We start from the raw sequence: 17,224 nt of genomic DNA on the forward strand, positions 1-17,224 counted from the left end.
GCACACCGCGCGTCGTCGGCGCGTCGGGCACGGCGTGTCGAGCGGGTGGCAAGAGCGGCAAACCGGACGCTGCCACGCCGAACAAGGGTTCTTCGTGAAGGCAGCGACCAGCCCGCTACTACCCTGTTGTCGGTGACCGACTCCGCCGCGCCGCCGAGCGCCGAGACCGTGTGGGACGAACGCCTCCGGCTGTTCTCCTTCGCCACGGCCGAGAAGCGCGCCGAGTACCTGTGGGTGCTGCGGGCCTTCGACAGCGCGCGGGCCGCCTACGTGGTGCTGCTGCACGCCGACGATGTCGCGGACTGGATCCGGCGCGAACGCGAGGGCGGGCCGGACGCGGCGGCCGCCCCCGGCGGCGCCGCGACACCGGACGCGGACCTCGCGGCGGTCGCGCAAGCGCTGGGCGCGGCCGAGATCCGGGTGCTGCTCGACCAACTCCACCGCTGGGGCGTGCTGGAACGCAGCTACGACGGCACCAGGGCCGCGACACTGGCCGAATACCGCAACCGCCACTACGTCTACCAGTTCTCCCAGGCCGGCTACCAGGCGTACCGCGCGGTCGCGGGCGTACTGGACGCGCGACTCGACGAGGCGGCGCTGTCCCGACTCGTGCTGCCGGAACTGCTCGCGGACCTGCGCACCTTGGCCGAGGCGAACCGGGTCGGCGACGCCGAAGTGGTGTACCGGACGCTGCGCCGTCTGGACGCCGCGCTCACCGACATGGCGGCCCGCGCCGCGCATTTCTATCTGTCCCTGGGTGATCTGGTGCGCACCACCGAGATCACCCCGGAGTCCTTCCTCGCCCACAAGGACGCGCTGCTGGCGCACATGCGCGAATTCAGCATGGACCTGGCCCGTTTCGCCCCGCGCCTGGCCGACGTGATCGGCGAGATCGAAGCGACCGGCGTCGAGGAGTTGGTGGAGCGCGCGGCCTCCTGCGACGAGCGGGTGCTGCTCACCGCCGCCCAGCGGCGCGCCGACTGGGCCGCGCGCTGGCACGGTCTGCGGACCTGGTTCGTCGCCCCGGACTCCGGCAAGCCGGGTGAGAGCGAGTCGACCGAGGCCGACCGGTTGCGCGAGGCGACGATGAGCGCGATCGCGGCCGTGCTGTCGCTGCTGCGGCGGGTGACCGAGACCCGACGCGGCGGGGTCAGCCGGGAATCGGCGCTGGTGCACCTGGCGGGCTGGTTCACCGCGACGCCGAGCGCGGACAGCGCCCACGCTCTGTTCGAGGTGGTGTTCGGCCTGGGCAGGCCGCGCCATCTGGCGATGGAGCATCCCGACGCCGATATCGTCCCGCCGACGCGGTCCTGGTGGGACGCACCGCCGTTGGAGATCTCGCGCACCCTGGCCGAGACGGGTCGCGCGCCGACGGCGGGCGCGCCCGCGCGCATCCAGCGCAACGACGCGAGCCTGCGCAGACTGCGCGAATCCCAGTTGGCGGCACAGCGCGCCCGCGCCGAGGCCGCGCGGTCGCTGGCGGCGACCGACGTGCACGGCCGCGAACTCGACGCCCGCGAGACCGAGGTGCTGCTGCGACTGCTGGACGCGGCCTCGACGGCGTGGGTGCCGGTCAGCGGCCGGGTCGAGGGCACCACCGGCTCGGACAACGGCGTCACCTTGACGGTGTCGCCGCATCCCGGGTCAACGGTGGTGCGCACCGAACGCGGTCTGCTGCACCTGGATCGGCGCATCCTGTCGGTGCGGGCGCACCGGCCCCGCAAGGCGGGCGGGCGCGGATGATCCACGCGCGTCGCATCGATCCCCTCGCGCTGGACAACTACCAGCGCGCGGCCCGGGTGATCCTGGCCAACCACCTGATCACCAGGACCTATCCCGATCGCATGGCGCTCCCGCTGATCCGGCGGTGGGCCACCGAACTGCGCGAGGATCTGGCCGAGTTGTTCGGCTATCGCCTGGAGGTCACCGAGACCACCGCGCGGTTGTTCCCCGTCGCGGACCGTCTGGAACCGGGGCGGCCCGCGCGCACGGCGGGCGAGCGCGTCTTCGATCGCCGCCGCTACGCCTATCTCGCGCTGGCGCTGGCCGCGCTGGGCCGCGCCGGCGATCAGATCACCCTCTCGGAACTGGCCGAACAGGTCGCCGACTACACCGCGCGCGTCGACGGGCTCGAACTCGCGCCGGACCGGGCCGCCGACCGCGACGCGTTCGTGGACGCGGTCGGCTGGCTGGCCACCCGCGGCGCGCTCACCCTCGCCGACGGCGACGCCTCCGGGTGGGCGGGCGACCCCGAGGTCGGCGAAGCGCTCTACGACATCGACCGCCCGGTGGTGTTCGCGCTGTTCCGTCCGCCGCTGGCGTTGCAGCACCTGCGCAGTGTGCGGGGTCTGCTCGCGGACGCCGACGACGAACGGTCCGCCGAGGCGGCGCGACGGGTGCGGCGGGCGCTGGTCGAACGGCCCGCCGTGTACGCGGCGGAACTGTCGCCGTCGGAGCGGACGCTGCTGGCCCAGGACCGGGTGGTCGCGGAGGTCGAGGCGGTGACCGGGTTGGCGGCCGAGCGCCGCGCCGAGGGGGTCGTGCTCATCGATTCCTCGGGCCGTCTGTCCGATGTGCGGTTCCCCGGCGCCGGGACGCTCGCGCAGGTGGCGTTGCTGCTGGTCGGCGAGATCGCCGATCGGGTCCTGGATCTGGACGATCCGCCCGCGCGCAGGCCCGACGTGCTCGACGCCGAGGACGATCTGCTCGCCGAACTCGACGCGGCCATCCCGGCGGCGACGGTGTTCGACGCGCTGGCCGAGGACGACGAGGTGCCGTTCGAGGACACGGAGCCGATCCCCGCGCACGACCCGCCCGACCTCCCCTTCCTGGACGCCGACTGGGTCGCCACCACGGTGCGGGCGCTGACCGACCGCTACGGCGTCACCTTCGCCGCGCAGTGGCAGGCCGACGTGCCCGGACTGACCGCCGAAGTACTGGCGCTGCTGCGGCGACTGCGCTTGATCCGCCCGTGTCCCGATGGGCTGCTGGTACTTCCGGCGCTGGCCCGCTACCGGGGCGCGGTGGTGACCGTGCGCACCCGCCGGGCCGAGGAACTGTTCGTCACCGCCGCCGACACCGAAGGGATCCGAGCATGACTGTCATCCACGGCGGGGTGCGCTTCGTCCCGACCCGCGCGGGCATCGTCAACCTGTGGGACTACCGCGACCAGGAGTTCTGTTTCGCCGACGGTCGCCTGGTGCTGCGCGGGCCCAACGGTTCCGGCAAGACCAAAGCGCTCGAGGTGCTGTTCCCGTTCGTGCTCGACGGTCGGATCGAGCCGCGCAGGCTCAACCCGTTCGCGGGCGAGGAACGCACCATGAAATCCAATCTGCTCTACCGCAAGCAGGATTCGGCGTACTCGTATGTGTGGATGGAGTTCGCGCGCGGGCGGTGGGACGATCCGGAGACGGTCACCGTCGGGATCGGGATGCGCGCGAGTCGGTCCTCGGACAAGGTCACCCGCTGGTATTTCGTCGCCGACGGGCGGGTGGGCGTCGACTTCTCGCTCATCGGCCCCGACGACCGGCCGCTGACCCGCAAGCAGTTGGCCGAGCAGATCGGCACCGACGCCATCGTGGACCGCCCGGTCGAGTACCGCGCCGCCATCGACGCGCGGATGTTCGGGTTGGGGGCGCAGCGCTACGACCAGTTGATCACCCTGATCCTGACGCTGCGCCGTCCGCAGTTGGCCAAGAACCTGGACCCGCGCGGGCTGTCCCAGGCGCTGACCGACGGCCTGCGCCCGCTGGACGATCAACTGATCCTGGACGCGGCGCGTTCGTTCAGCGATATGGAGGAGGTCGGGCGCACCCTTGAGGGATTGGTGCGGGCCGACACCGCGACCAGTTCGTTCGTGCAGGTCTACCGGCGCTACCTCGCGGTGCAGGCCCGCACGGACGTGGACCAGGTGCGCGCGCGCCTGGACGCGGTCACCCACGCGAGCACCGCCCTGTTCGCCGCGACCGCGCTGCGGCGGCGTCGCGACGCCGAGCGCACGACCGCCGAGGCGCGCGCCGAGGACGCCGACCGCGCCTACGAACAGGCCATGACCGATCGCGAGACGCTCCAGCGATCCAGCGCCTACGAGGGCAAACAGCAACTCGACGATCTCGCCGACGCGGTGCGCAGGCTGGAGACCTCGGCCGGCGTGCACCGCGACAAGGCGCTCAAGGCGAACCAGACGCTGGATCAGCGCGCCCAGGAGGCCGAACGCGCCGCGACCGCGGTGGACAACGCCGCCGCCGCGCTGGCCCGCGCCGAGGACGATCTGCGCGCCGCCGCCGAGGCAGCGGGCATCACCTGGACCGACCCCGCCGAGCCCCGCCCCGACGCGCTGACCGCGGCGGTGCGGGCGCGCGCGGAGGAACGCGACGCCGACGTGCGCGCGACCCGGCGCGTGCTGACCGGGTCGGAGACCGCGACGACCGAACGGTCGCGCGCCGAACGCGCCGCCGAACGCGCGACCGGAGCGCGGGAGTCCGCCGCCGCCGAGGTCGCCGCGGCGGAAGCGGCGGTGGCGGTGGCCCGCGCCGACGCCGCGGGCGCGGTGCGCACCTGGTGGGATGCCCACCGCGACCGGTACGCCGCGCTCGGGACGGATTTGCGCGACGCGCTCGTCTCGGCCGTGGGCGCGACCGATCAGGCGGAGGCCGTCGGTCTCGCGGAAATCCTCGCCGAACGCACCGAACCGCTGCTCGACACGATCCGCGCGCGACGGCAGAATGCGCGCACCCGCGCGGAGGCGGCCGAACAGCGCGCCGCCGACCTGCGGACCGAACACGATCGGGTCGCCGCCGAACGCGCCGACGCGCCCCCGCCGAACCCGTCGCGCACCGACGACCGCGACGGCCGGGCGGGCGCGCCGCTGTGGCGGTCGGTGCGTTTCGCCGAGGACGTCTCCCCCGCCGACGCCGCCGGACTCGAGGCGGCCCTGCACGCGGCCGGTCTGCTCGACGCCTGGATCTGCGCACCCGAGTCGCTGCCCGAGTTCCGGTCCGATCGGTTCCTGGTGCCGCTGCCCGTCGGCGAACGTCCGACCGGTCGGACCCTCGCCGATGTCCTCGTGGTGGAACAGGACGCGGCCGACCTGACCGTGCCGAGCACGGCCGTCGCCGAGGTTCTGGCCTCGATCGCGGTGGTCGAGGACGCGCACGCCGGCACGGGCGTGGCCGTCGACGCGGGCGGCGCGTTCCGGCAGGGCGTGCAGGTCGGCAGGCACGGCAAAGCCGACGCCGAGTTCATCGGCGCGACCGCGCGCGCCCGCCGTCGCGCGCACCGTCTGGACGAGCTGACCGCCGAACTCGCCGCCGTCGAATCCGACCGCGAGGCCGCCGAGACCGAGGAGCGCACCGCCGCCGAGGAATTGCGCGCGCTGGCCGCCGCGGCCAAGGCGATGCCGCGACCCGCCGTGAGCGCGGCGTCGCGGGCGGTGGCCGAGGCGGCGGGAATGCTGCGGTCCCGGTCCGAGAGCGCCGCGCAGGCCGAACGCGACCTCGACCAGGCGGTGGCCGAGGCCGCGGCGGCAGAGAAGAAGGTGCGCGCGGTCGCCGCCGAACACCGCGCGCCGCGCACCGCCGCCGAACTCGACGCCCTCGCCGCCGCCATCCGCCATTTCGAGAACACCGGGTCCGCGCTGCTGCGGGCGCGCGCCGATCACGACCGCGAACGCGAACGGCACCGCGAAGGCGCCGACCGCTTCGAGGAGGCCCGCGACCTGGCCGAGGCATTCGCCGAGGAGGCCGAATCCGCGCAGGCCGGCTACCAGGAGCAGGTCCGCAAACTCGAGACGCTGCGCGAGGCGCTGGGCGCGGGAGCGGCCGACATCGACCGCGAACTCGAGGCCGCCCGCGAGCGGATCGAGGCCACCAGGGCCGAACAGAAGGCCGCGCGCAAAGCGGCCAACGCCGCGATCGAAGCCGTCGGCGACGCCGAGGCCGCCTACCGCACCGCGCACGAATCATTGGGGACCGCGCTCACCGAGGTCCTCGCCGAAGTGCGCGCCCTCGCCCCGTACGCCCGTCCCGATCTGCTGCGTCTGCTCGGCGCACCCGAACACTGCCGCTGGCCCGGCAGCGAAGCGGCCTGGTCGACCCCGGAACAGTTGCTGTACCGGATCTCCCAGGCCGGACCGGAATCCGAACCCCGGGTGCTGCCCGAGGAGGTGGCCGACCTGTTCGAGGCGTTGGCCGCCGCCACCGCCTCGGTGCGCGCGGGTGAGGCGGCGCGCAAATCGACCCGCAGCGCCGTCACCGCCGCGCTCCAGGAATTCGATGCCGCGCTGGCCGGTTCGGGCCGCGACTACCGGTTGCACTGGGACGCCGCCGACGGCCTCACCGTCGTGCACGTCCAGGACGAGCAGGGACTGTCCGCGCTCGCCGATTTCGCGGGTCGTCTCGACCGGGCCCGCCAGGACCAGGAACTGCTGCTCACCGACGCCGAACGCCGCATCCTCGAGGACGCCCTGCTCACCGGACTCGCCCAGCAGATCCACGAACGCACCGGCGACGCCCGCGATCTCATCGCCAGGATGGGCGCGGAGATGAAGAAGCGTCGCATGTCCTCGGGCAACACCATCGGGGTGCACTGGGTGCCCGCCGACGCGCTCTCCGACGCCGCGCGGGCGGTGAGCAGACTGCTCGAACGCGACGCCGCGGCACTGAGCGCCGAGGACCTGGCGACCGTGCGCGCGCACTTCGCCGCCGAGATCCGCAACGCGCGGGCCGCGCACCCCGAACGCTCCTATCCCGAGATCCTCGGCGCGACACTGGATTACCGCAGTTGGCGGGTGTTCTCCTTCACCCTGGTCGGCGCCGACGGCAGCGAGGACAAGCTCACCGTGGCCCGCCACAGCGCGCTCTCCGGCGGCGAACAATCGGTCTCCCTGCACCTGCCGCTGTTCGCCGCGGCGCACGTCATGCTGGATTCGGCCGACCCCCAGGCCCCGCGCCTGCTGGCCCTGGACGAGGCGTTCGCCGGCGTCGACGACAACGGTCGCAGCGAATTGCTCGGTCTGAGCGTGCAATTCGACCTCGACCTGTTCATGACCGGCTACGACCTGTGGATCACCTACGCCCACGTCCCCGGCTGCGCCCACTACGACCTGGCCCACTCGGCCGCCGAACACACCGTCAGCGCCACCCTACTGGTCTGGGACAGCGGCGAACTCCTGGCCGAACACGACGGCGGCGACCTCCCCACCGCCCTCGGCTCCCCCGACCGCCGCCGCGTCCCCGCGGGCATCGAAGGCGGCCTCACCCTCGACGACATGCCGGGAACAGCACGTCAGCCGGTGTGAGGCGGCAGGCATGGAGACTGCACTCGCCCCTCCGCGTCGCTGCCGGCGGACCGTCCGACCCGGGTGCTGTGGCGAGCTCGAAATGCCACGATTCGTCGGCAAAGGCGCGGCACAGTCCCCTGCGGTTGCCGTTGGCTTCGAGCAACTAGGATCACGTCGCGGACACGACGCTCCGACTTCGCCCGACATGCAGGTACGGCACGCGTAGTTGGCACACGGAACCTCGTTGTGCCACTGTATCTTCGGCTCGACAGGTGGACGACGGCAGCCGATCGCCGATGCGACACCGTCAACCAGAACATCGGCACGAGAGCATGTTTCATGCTCGTTGCCACTGAAGCCGGCCGATGCGCCGGTACGATGAAGACACTGTCACGGGGAGACACAGGGGGTCGCATGGGGCTGTCGTCCGCGAATTGGCGCGACTGGTATCGATTTCGCCATCGGGAGGAATGCTTTCGATCGGGCACTCCGTACGAGGAGTACGTGACCGGCGTTCTGGCTCGGTTCCACGACGATTTCATCAATCCCGCTCCCACCGGGACGTTCGGCGATGGCGGGTGCGACGGTCTGGCGGAAGCGGGCACGATCGCCTACGCCTGTTACGGCCAGCGCCCCGGCCGTAACGCCGAAACGGAACTCGCAAAGAAGATCCGTGACGACTTCGACCGGGCCCACCGAGAATGGCGCACATTCCACACCTGGCGGTTCGTGACCAACGCCCCCTACGGCCCCAAGGCGGGCGAGGTGTTGACCGAACTCCAGCAGACCCATGGGGCACATCCCGTCCGCCCGGTACGGATTCGCCTGTTCGACACCGACAAGCTGTGGACCGACGTGGTGAGCACGCTGGACATTGACGTGCTGAACGATCTGTTTCCCGGGGTGCCCGGTGCGGCCAATGTCGAACTGCGCGATCTCATTCCGCTGCTCGACAAACTCGGCACCGTGGATTCGGCGACGTATGTCGCGGACACGATCCGACCGGTCCCGCCGGACAAGATGGAGTTCAATGCGCTTCCCGAGAGCAGTCGCGTCGAATTCAACAGCGGCCGCCTACTGGCCCCTCGCATCTCCGAGTGGTACGCGGGTGCCTCCGATCCGGCTCTCGCGGACAGCCACGGCGAACGCTTCCGAGCGTTGTACCGGGGAGCCCGCGCTGTGACGACGCGACCGGCCGAGATCTTGGAACGACTCTACGTGGGTCTGGCCGGATCGGACGTGCGCATGGACGCGACACGGGCAAACGCGGCCTACGCCGTAGTCTCGTACTTCTTCGATTCATGCCATATCTTCGAGGAGCCGCCCAGCCCGTTCCCGGTTTCCGGTGAGGAGGTTCCCAGTGCTGTTGCCCACTAAGGGGATATCGGCCGATCGAGCCTTGATCACGATCGGCGCGGACTTGCTGGAGGAACTCAGCGATCCACTCTCGGTCTCGGCGCTCTGGGACCGCTACAGCGCACGGCAACGATCCTCGCCGAACGCCGGACGCATCACATTCGACTGGTTCTCTCTGTCACTGGCCGCCCTCTTCGCGATGGGGCTCATCGATGCCGCGGCCGACGGCTACCTCCGGCGGGCAAATGTTCCTCGGTAAGCTGACGTGCTCGGACGAGCGATTCAAAACGCTGACCTTTCGCCCGGGCCTCAATATTCTCGTCGCCGAACGCACCGAGGTCTCCGACCAGGGCGAGAGCCGCAACAGCAGCGGCAAGACCAGTTTCGTGAAGATCCTGCGCTACCTGGTCGGCGGCGACCTACCACTTGAATTCAAGTCGCCACATCTCGAGCAGCATGTGTTCACGGCGCACCTTGCGCTCCCTGTTCCCGGAAAGCCACAGTCCCCGTCGACCACGGTTGCTCGTGCCGTCCAGTCCGGCAATCGGGTGCGGATTGACGGCTGGGAGGCGGTAGCGCACAGTTCCGAGACCAAGGTGGACGACTGGAAGGCCATGCAGGCCAAGTTCTTGTTCAACATCCCCGCTGACGCCGACCGACCGACCACCGGTCAGTTGTGGGCACAGTTGATCCGCACGGCTTTCGGTAATCCGGTCAAAGGCTTTCATGCCGAATCCGACTGGGAATCGGGCGTGCGACTCGGCTTCATGCTCGGCCTGTCGCCCCAGACGCTGAGCAAGGCAGGCGAACTCGATCGCCTCGACAAACAAGGCCGCGCCATTCGCAAAGCCGTCAAAGAAGGCGCCTTCAGTCACCTGTCCCTGGATGAACCCGACCTACGTGCCCGACTTGCCGCCGCGCGGCGGCACCGGGACCGGATGCAAAACCACCTGCACGGCTTCCGCGTCGACGAGCAGTACGGTGACCATCAGCGCGAAGCCGACGCACTCACCGCCGAGATCGAGGAACTCAACAGCGAGGGCCTGCTGTTGCAGCGCCGAACACGGGAACTCGAACGGACCCTACGCGACGAGGTGACCGTCACCTCGAGCAGCGAGCTGACCGAGCGAGTGAAAAGGGTCTACACCGAGATCGGCCTCGTACTCCCGCACTCGGTGACACATCGCTTCTCCGAGGTCGCCGCATTCCACGAATCGGTCGTACGCAACCGGCGCATGTTCTTGCAGCAGGAACTCGAGGCGGCAAGGTCTCGCCTGCGAGCCATCGACAGCGAGCGTCTCGATCTCGACCGGCGACGTGCCCGAGTGATCGGGCTGCTCCGGGAGACAGTCGCGCTGGATACCTTCCTCACCGCGCAACGCGACCTCGCCGCGCTCGAAGCCGACGTCGCCGACATCGAACGCCGTCTCGACGCCGCTCGAACGATGAGCTCGATCAACGACACCATCAAGATCAAGACCGCTGAACTGGTGGCAGCGGTCCGCGCCGAAACCCAGGAACGCGCGGATCGTCTGGACGAATCGATAGCGCTGTTCAATGAACTGGGCACGGAGATCTATTCCGACCGCGAGGCTTCGCTGTACATCGCTCCATCCCCGAAGGGGATACTCAAGGTCGAGCCACGGATCTCGGGGGATGCCAGTTCCGGGGTACGCAGCGTCGAGACGTTCATGCTCGACCTCGTCTGCACACTCGCCGCGATCAAGGCCGAACGCGGACCGCGAATCCTCGTCCACGACAGCCATCTGTTCGATGCGATCGATTCGCGTCAGGTGGCATCCTGCCTGAATATCGGAGCGCGGCTCGCCGACGAATACGGATTCCAGTACATCGTCGCCTTGAACTCCGATTTCCTCGACAGTGTCGAAGCGCAGAGTGACGGAGCGTTCGATGCCGAACCCTACGTCATCGACCAGCGACTGACCGACGAAACGGAGACGGGCGGACTGTTCGGCTTCCGCTTCGATTAGTTCACCGTCCCGATGCGCTTTTTCACAAGGGCAAGAACGGTCAGCGTTCGCTGGCGTCGGGGAGCATGGGTGGGCAGGCGCCGCCGGGGACGGTGGCTATCTGGAAGTGCCACCATTCGTTGATGAAAGTGCGGCACAGGCCCCAGCGGTTGCCGTGGGTTTCGAGCCATTGGGCGCCGGCCTCGGGGCCGACGTCGATCGCCTCGCCTGCGACGTGGCTGGATTCCTCGGGGGGCAGCACCCAGCGGCGGGCGGCGTCGGGGCTGCCGTAGGTGGCGATGCCGTCTTCCCAGAGTTGTTGCTGTTCGGCCCAGGTGCGGTAGCCGGAGTTGAGGTAGAGGGGGACGCCCTGGGCGTGGGCGGAGTCCTCGGCCAGCGAGTAGGCCAGGGCGAGCGGGGCGATGAGCCCGTCGGTGCCGGTCGCGAGGGCCAGTACCTCGCGTTGGTCCTCGGCGGCGGCGGTGGGCCCGGTCGCGGCCACGACCGCGGGGGTGAGGACCGTCAGCAGACCCAATACCACCCGCCGACGGAACCGCACACCATCTAGCAACATGTCAGCAATCCTAACGCTGTCCCGCTCCGCGTAGTCCTACACGCGTTCCGCGCTCCGGGTACGCACCCGTAGCGCGATCGGCTTCTGGGTCTCGGCGAAGAAATCGTTGCCCTTGTCATCGACGACGATGAAGGCGGGGAAATCCTCGACCTCGATCTTCCACACGGCCTCCATACCCAGTTCGGGGTACTCGAGGACCTCGACCGACTTGATGCAGTCCAGGGCCAAGCGCGCCGCCGGGCCGCCGATGGACCCGAGGTAGAAACCGCCGTGCTCCTTGCACGCCTTGGTCACCTGGGCCGAGCGGTTGCCCTTGGCCAGCATGACGAACGAGCCGCCCGCGGCCTGGAACTGGTCGACGTAGGAGTCCATCCGGCCCGCCGTGGTCGGCCCGAAGGAGCCCGAGGCGTAGCCGTCGGGGGTCTTGGCCGGTCCGGCGTAGTAGACGGCCATGTCGCGCAGGTACTGCGGCATCGATTCGCCCGCGTCGAGGCGCTCCTTGATCTTGGCGTGCGCGATGTCGCGGGCCACCACCAGCGGACCCGACAGCGACAGCCGCGTCTTGACCGGGTACCTGCTCAGTTCGGCGCGGATCTCGTCCATCGGACGGTTCAGGTCGACGCGCACGACGTCGCCGCCCAGGATCGCGTCGGTCTGCTCGGGCAGGTACTGGGCGGGCTCGCGTTCGAGCTGTTCCAGGAAGACGCCCTCGGCGGTGATCTTGGCCAGCGCCTGCCGGTCGGCCGAGCACGAGACCGCCAGCGCCACCGGGCAACTCGCGCCGTGCCGGGGCAGGCGCACCACGCGCACGTCGTGGCAGAAGTACTTGCCGCCGAACTGCGCGCCGATTCCGAAGGACTGGGTCAGCTCGAACACCTGCTGCTCGAGTTCGAGGTCGCGGAAGGCGTGCGCCGTCATCGACCCCTCGGTCGGCAGAGTGTCCAGATAGTGCGCCGAGGCGTATTTCGCGGTCTTGAGCGCGAATTCGGCGCTGGTTCCGCCGATCACGACGGCCAGGTGGTACGGCGGGCAGGCCGCGGTGCCCAGCGAGCGGATCTTCTCGTCCAGGAATTCCAGCATGCGGGTCGGATTCAACACCGCCTTGGTCTCCTGGTACAGGAACGATTTGTTCGCCGAACCGCCGCCCTTGGCCATGAACAGGAATTTGTAGGCCGGATGCGCGGGATCACCCGGGGTGGAATACAACTCGATCTGCGCGGGCAGGTTGGTGCCGGTGTTCTTCTCGTCCCACATCGTGAGGGGCGCGAGCTGGGAATAGCGCAGATTCAATTTCGTGTACGCGTCGAATACGCCGCGGCTGATCCATTCGGCGTCGTCCGCGCCGGTCAGCACCCCCTCGGACTTCTTGCCCATGACGATCGCGGTGCCGGTGTCCTGGCACATCGGCAGGATGCCGCCCGCGGAGATGTTGACGTTCTTGAGCAGGTCCAGCGCCACGAACCGGTCGTTGCCCGAGGATTCGGGATCGTCGATGATCCGGCGCAATTGGGAGAGGTGCGCGGGCCGCAGGTAGTGGCTGATGTCGTGCATCGCCTCGGCGGTCAGCAGACGCAGCGCCTCGGGATCGACCCGGAGGAAGGTCCGGCCGTCGACCTCGAAGGTGCTCACGCCCTCGGTGGTGAGCAACCGGTAGGGGGTGTCGTCCGCGCCGATCGGCAGCAGATCTGAATAGCGGAATTCCGGCGCGGTCACGGATCGCTCTCCTTCGGGCGGAACTGGGGCTCGGTCGCTCGGCTGGGCTCGAGCACAGCGAGCCTATCCACCGGTCCCGCGGCCGAATGGGTTAGGCAACCCTACCCACGCGGGTCGACCGCAAAGGTTGCACGTTCAACCCCGGCGGTGCTACCACTCGTTCCAGCACCATCGCGGCCCGGTCGGGCCGGACTTATCTGTGAGCATTCGAGTTTGGAGGGGCCCGCCGTGACCGAGCACAGCGAGGCGGTGTCGTGAACGAACCACAATGGCTGGACGATGTCGAAATGCGCGCGTGGCTCGGATTCGTGCGCACGCGCGATCTGATCGCCGCCGCGGTGGGCCGGGATTCGGCGCGCCACTCCAACCTCACCTATGTCGAGTACTCGGTCCTGGCGAATCTGGCGACCTCCCCCGATTCCCGGTTGACCTTCGCCGAATTGGCGGAGTCGCTGGAGTGGTCGCAGAGTCGGCTCTCCCATCAGATCACCCGGATGGAGAAGCGCGGACTGGTCGCGCGCGAACCGATTCCCGACGACGCGCGCCGCACCGCCGCCCGCCTGACCCCGCGCGGGATCGAGGCGCTGGGCACGGCCGCGCCCGCGCACGTGCACAGCGTGCGCAGGCACATGATCGACGCCCTGGACCGCGACCAGTTGACCGCGCTCGCCGACATCTACGACACGTTGCTGGCCCACCATCGAAGACCCGCGCGGGAATCCTGACCCGACCCGCTCAGCTCACCTCGGCGACCGCCGCGCGCGCCGGAACGCCCAGCGCGCGCTCGAATCCCGCGGGCACCACCAGATCGCCGCGATCCAACTCGGCCACACTGGTCTTGCGCAAGCCCAGCAGCGCGGAATCGATGCCGCCGCGCAGGATGTCGAGCACGTTCTCCACGCCCGCCTGACCGTTGGCCGCCAGACCCCACAGGTAGGCGCGGCCGATCAGCACCGCCCGCGCGCCCAGCGCGACCGCCTTGACCACATCGCTGCCACGGCGCACGCCGCCGTCGAGCACGACCTCGATCTGCGAGCCGACCGCCTCGGCGATGACCGGCAGCGCCCGGATCGAGGCCGGGGTGCCGTCGAGGTTGTTGCCGCCGTGGTTGGACACCGAGATCGCCGCGACGCCCGCGTCCACGGCCCGGTGCGCGTCGTCGACGCGGATGACGCCCTTGAGCATGACCGGGCCGCCCCATTGCTCGACCACCCAGCGCACGTCGTCCCAGTCGGGGGCGGGCGTGCCCATCCATTCGCCGTAGGCGCCGAAGAACCCGGGGGCCGCGCCGCCGTTGACGGCCATGTTCGGCGCGGTCAGGTCGGGGATGTGGCCGGAGCGGGCGTAGGTGGCCAGCCAACGCGGCCGCGCCAAGGTCTGCGGCGCGAATTTCAGCATGGTGCGCAGGTCGAGCTTTTCGGGAATGACGGGGCTGCCCCAGTCGCGGCCGTGTGAGAAGGACCAGTCCAGGGTGAGGATCAGCCCGACCGCGCCCGCGGCCTTGGCCCGCGCCATGCGTTCGACGATCTCGTCCTTGCCGCCGCACCAGTACAGCTGGAAGAAGGTGGCGGGGTTGGCCGCGATCACCTCCTCGACGGGTTTGCTGGCGAAGGAACTGAGCCCCATGGGAATTCCGCGCGCGGCGGCAGCGCGGGCCACGGCCACCTCGCCGTCGGGGTGCACGGCCTGCACGCCGGTGGGCGAGATCATCACCGGCATCGACAGCGACTGGCCGAGCAGCGTCGTGGACTGGTCGCGGTCGCCGATCGGGCCCGCGCAGTGCGGCGCGAAGCCGAGTTCGGTGAAGGCGGCCTGGTTCTCGTCGATGGTCTGGCCGCGTTCGGACCCGGCGATGAGCGCGCCGTAGACCGATCGGGGCAGGCGCTTCTTCGCGCGGCGCTGCGCCTCGGCGACGGTTTCGAACCAGGGATTCATCGGTGGATCCTTTCGGGTGCGGCCACCGGCCACCACAGCCGGGTCGTGTCGTACAGGTCGGTGATCGAGGCGTCGAGCAGGGCGCGTCCCTCGGCGGCGTGCGCGCCGGTGGGATCGCCGAGGACGCCGTTGGCGCTGACCGCGCGGACCCCGCCCGCGCGCAGCAGGGGCAGGGTTTCGGCGAGCGGTCGGGTGTCGCCGGGTTCGGCGCGGTCGACGCGCACGAGGTCGGGGCGCAGCGCGAGCATCAAGGAGGTCTCGGTGCGGCCCGCGTGCGGGTCGCCGCCGTAGCGGGGCAGGTAGGCGCGCACGTCGCGGGATTCCGAGCGCAGCAGGGCCTCGGCGCGGCGCAGCGGCTCGGCGTTGCCGCCGTGCGCGCTGACCAGCACGATCCGCCCGTAGGTCGCGGTGGCCGAGCGGCACAGTTCGACCAGCAGCAGTTCCAGCGCGGCCTGGCCGATGGACAGCGTGCCGGGGAATCCGTCGTGCTCCCCGCTCGAGCCGTAGGGGACGGCGGGCGCGACCAGGACATCGGGTCGGCGTTCGGCCAGCCCCGCGCACAGCGCCCGGGCCAGGTCGGTGTCGGTGGACAGCGGCAGGTGCGGCCCGTGCTGTTCGGTAGCCCCGAGCGGGACGACGAGGATCACATCCGGGGGTCGGTATGCGCCGACCTCCGGCCAGGTGAGATCCGCCACTGTCATGGGCCGAGATTAACGTCAGTCACTGACAAAATCAAGGAGTCCGCGCGCTGCCATACTGCTGCGGTGACCACATCGGGCCCGGCGGGCCGCGGCCGCCCGCGCGGCACCAGCAAACGCGAACTCGAACTCATCGCGATGCGCCTGTTCAGCGCCCAGGGATTCGACGACACCACCGTCGAACAGATCGCCGCCGCGGCCGGTGTCAGCGGCCGGACCTTCTTCCGCTACTTCCCCACCAAGGCCGAGGTCCTGTGGTCGCAGTTCGACGACGAAGTCGGCGGCCTGCGCACCGCTTTCGCCGCCGTCACCGCCGAGGAACCCATGATGGCGGCCGTGCGCCGGGTCGTGGTCGACGCCAACCGCTACCGCGCCGAGGACGTGCCCGAACTGCGCACCCGGATGCACCTGATCAGCACCGTCCCCGCGCTCGCGGCCACCGCGGGCGCGCACTACGACGCGTGGGAACGCGCGGTCAGCGCCTTCGCCGCGCGCCGCCTCGACCAGTCCGAGGACGCGCTCATCCCGCTCGCGGTCGGCCGCACCACCCTGGCCGCGGCCCGCGCCGCCTTCGACGCCTGGCTCACCGCCGCCGACGCCGACCTCACCGTCTACCTCGACCGCGCCCTGGCCGCGCTCGAACGCGGCTTCCGCGAATGAACCCCGCCGCCCTGGCTACCCGCAGGTTTCGTGGCCAATCGACGCGGGGTATGACTAGGCTCGGTAGCGGCTAGGCAGCCACACGCACGATGATCCCGACATACCCGTCGAAAGGGGCTGGAATTTCCATGTCCGAGGTGTCCATGAGCCTTTCGGCGGATTCGCTCGCCGCGGGACCGGTCGACAACCTGCTGCCGCAGTTGGTCGAGCACCTGCGCCAGAATCGCACCGCCCTGCGCGAGGAATGGGCACGTCGCATCACCGATGCCCAGCTGCTCACCGCGATGACTCCGGAGGAAGTCTTCTCCGAGGCCACCTCGGTCTACGACAACTACGTCGAGGTGCTCGAGACCGGTAGCGTCGAGGCCCTGCAGGCCTACGCCCGCGACCTGTCCGAACGCATCATCCCGCGAGGCGTCGAGACCGACGAGGTCCTCGGCATCGTGCTGCTGCTGCGCGACGTGCTGGCCCGCTCGCTGTTCGAGAAGTACCAGTCCAACTTCGAGCTGCTCAACCACGTCTTGGACGCCTACGAACCGGCCGCCAACCGCATCGCCAGCACCGTGGCCATCTCCTTCGTGCAGGAACGCGAACGCGTCATCCGCCAGCAGCAGGAAGCCATCCGCGAGCTGTCCACCCCGGTGCTCCAGGTGCGCGAACAGCTGCTCATCCTCCCCATCATCGGCGTGCTCGACAGCCAGCGCGCCCGCCAGCTCACCGAACAGCTGCTGCGCGCGATCCGCGCCAACCGCGCCAAGGTCGTCGTCATCGACATCACCGGCGTCCCCGAGATCGACTCCACCGTGGCCAACCACCTCGTGCAGACGGTCGACGCCTCCGGCCTGATGGGCGCCAACGTCATCATCACCGGCCTGTCCTCGGAGATCGCGCTGACCCTGGTCACCATCGGCCTGGACCTGTCGAAGATGAACGCCGTCGGCGACCTCCAGGGCGGTATCGAGGAGGCCGAGCGACTGCTCGGCTACGAGGTCACCCGCGTGACCGATCGGCTCGCCGAGCGCGACGGGCGCTGATCGGT

General features: G+C 70.0%; 13 protein-coding genes. 9 read left to right on the forward strand and 4 right to left on the reverse strand.

Features of this window, described 5'->3' with window-relative positions; translation table 11 throughout:
* The first annotated feature begins 132 nt into the window (after nucleotides 1-132).
* The 6 genes from ON30_RS16025 (at nucleotide 133) to ON30_RS16050 (ending at nucleotide 10,626) form a co-directional block, all read left to right on the forward strand.
* Entirely contained in the window at nucleotides 133-1,743 is a 1,611-nt protein-coding gene (locus ON30_RS16025) for a TIGR02677 family protein (RefSeq protein ID WP_051029437.1), read from the forward strand.
* A complete protein-coding gene (locus tag ON30_RS16030; protein ID WP_040708146.1) occupies nucleotides 1,743-3,098 on the forward strand; it encodes a TIGR02678 family protein in 1,356 nt (451 codons plus the stop codon). Before ON30_RS16025 ends, ON30_RS16030 begins: the two co-directional genes overlap by 1 nt.
* Complete coding sequence (locus ON30_RS16035) at nucleotides 3,095-7,297, forward strand: TIGR02680 family protein (protein WP_040708039.1); 4,203 nt, start codon at nucleotides 3,095-3,097, stop codon at nucleotides 7,295-7,297. Before ON30_RS16030 ends, ON30_RS16035 begins: the two co-directional genes overlap by 4 nt.
* A gap of 396 nt (nucleotides 7,298-7,693) precedes the next feature.
* The gene (locus ON30_RS16040) at nucleotides 7,694-8,656 is read left to right on the forward strand and encodes an ABC-three component system protein (protein ID WP_157183753.1); all 963 of its coding nucleotides are present in this window, start codon (nucleotides 7,694-7,696) and stop codon (nucleotides 8,654-8,656) included.
* Entirely contained in the window at nucleotides 8,640-8,894 is a 255-nt protein-coding gene (locus ON30_RS16045) for an ABC-three component system middle component 6 (RefSeq protein WP_051029420.1), read from the forward strand. Before ON30_RS16040 ends, ON30_RS16045 begins: the two co-directional genes overlap by 17 nt.
* Entirely contained in the window at nucleotides 8,881-10,626 is a 1,746-nt protein-coding gene (locus tag ON30_RS16050) for an ABC-three component system protein (protein ID WP_040708043.1), read from the forward strand. The genes ON30_RS16045 and ON30_RS16050 overlap by 14 nt, the downstream gene beginning before the upstream one ends.
* A 40-nt stretch (nucleotides 10,627-10,666) precedes the next feature.
* Here ON30_RS16050 and ON30_RS16055 read toward each other — a convergent pair whose 3' ends face one another.
* Nucleotides 10,667-11,179 (reverse strand): M15 family metallopeptidase, encoded by a 513-nt coding sequence (locus tag ON30_RS16055; RefSeq protein WP_083911438.1) that lies wholly within the window; start codon nucleotides 11,177-11,179, stop codon nucleotides 10,667-10,669.
* Between the two features lie 36 nt (nucleotides 11,180-11,215).
* The gene (locus ON30_RS16060; protein ID WP_040708045.1) at nucleotides 11,216-12,892 is read right to left on the reverse strand and encodes a fumarate hydratase; all 1,677 of its coding nucleotides are present in this window, start codon (nucleotides 12,890-12,892) and stop codon (nucleotides 11,216-11,218) included.
* A gap of 254 nt (nucleotides 12,893-13,146) precedes the next feature.
* Between ON30_RS16060 and ON30_RS16065 the strand changes: the two genes are divergently transcribed.
* Nucleotides 13,147-13,617: a MarR family winged helix-turn-helix transcriptional regulator gene (locus ON30_RS16065; RefSeq protein ID WP_040708047.1), complete on the forward strand. Its 471-nt coding sequence runs from the start codon at nucleotides 13,147-13,149 to the stop codon at nucleotides 13,615-13,617.
* 10 nt (nucleotides 13,618-13,627) lie between these two features.
* Here ON30_RS16065 and mftD read toward each other — a convergent pair whose 3' ends face one another.
* Entirely contained in the window at nucleotides 13,628-14,827 is a 1,200-nt protein-coding gene (mftD, locus tag ON30_RS16070; protein ID WP_040708150.1) for a pre-mycofactocin synthase MftD, read from the reverse strand.
* A complete protein-coding gene (gene mftE, locus ON30_RS16075) occupies nucleotides 14,824-15,528 on the reverse strand; it encodes a mycofactocin biosynthesis peptidyl-dipeptidase MftE (protein WP_040708048.1) in 705 nt (234 codons plus the stop codon). Before mftE ends, mftD begins: the two co-directional genes overlap by 4 nt.
* A gap of 63 nt (nucleotides 15,529-15,591) precedes the next feature.
* Between mftE and mftR the strand changes: the two genes are divergently transcribed.
* Together mftR and ON30_RS16085 are read left to right on the forward strand one after the other, a co-directional pair.
* Nucleotides 15,592-16,185 carry a mycofactocin system transcriptional regulator MftR gene (gene mftR / locus ON30_RS16080; RefSeq protein ID WP_040708049.1) on the forward strand — a complete coding sequence of 198 codons (594 nt, stop codon included), beginning with the start codon at nucleotides 15,592-15,594 and terminating at the stop codon, nucleotides 16,183-16,185.
* A 128-nt stretch (nucleotides 16,186-16,313) separates the two neighbouring features.
* Entirely contained in the window at nucleotides 16,314-17,219 is a 906-nt protein-coding gene (locus ON30_RS16085; protein ID WP_040708050.1) for an STAS domain-containing protein, read from the forward strand.
* The last annotated feature ends 5 nt before the right edge of the window (nucleotides 17,220-17,224 follow it).

It is taken from the genome of Nocardia takedensis NBRC 100417, assembly GCF_000308695.1.
GTDB lineage: Bacteria > Actinomycetota > Actinomycetes > Mycobacteriales > Mycobacteriaceae > Nocardia > Nocardia takedensis.

Bases quoted from the DNA above. Each gene is read 5' to 3' on its own strand.
- ON30_RS16035 (WP_040708039.1), top strand. From the start codon at position 3,095: ATGACTGTCATCCACGGCGGGGTGCGCTTCGTCCCGACCCGCGCGGGC.
- ON30_RS16040 (WP_157183753.1), top strand. From the start codon at position 7,694: ATGGGGCTGTCGTCCGCGAATTGGCGCGACTGGTATCGATTTCGCCAT.
- ON30_RS16050 (WP_040708043.1), top strand. From the start codon at position 8,881: ATGTTCCTCGGTAAGCTGACGTGCTCGGACGAGCGATTCAAAACGCTG.
- ON30_RS16055 (WP_083911438.1), bottom strand. From the start codon at position 11,179: ATGTTGCTAGATGGTGTGCGGTTCCGTCGGCGGGTGGTATTGGGTCTG.
- mftD (WP_040708150.1), bottom strand. From the start codon at position 14,827: ATGAATCCCTGGTTCGAAACCGTCGCCGAGGCGCAGCGCCGCGCGAAG.
- mftE (WP_040708048.1), bottom strand. From the start codon at position 15,528: ATGACAGTGGCGGATCTCACCTGGCCGGAGGTCGGCGCATACCGACCC.
- ON30_RS16085 (WP_040708050.1), top strand. From the start codon at position 16,314: ATGTCCGAGGTGTCCATGAGCCTTTCGGCGGATTCGCTCGCCGCGGGA.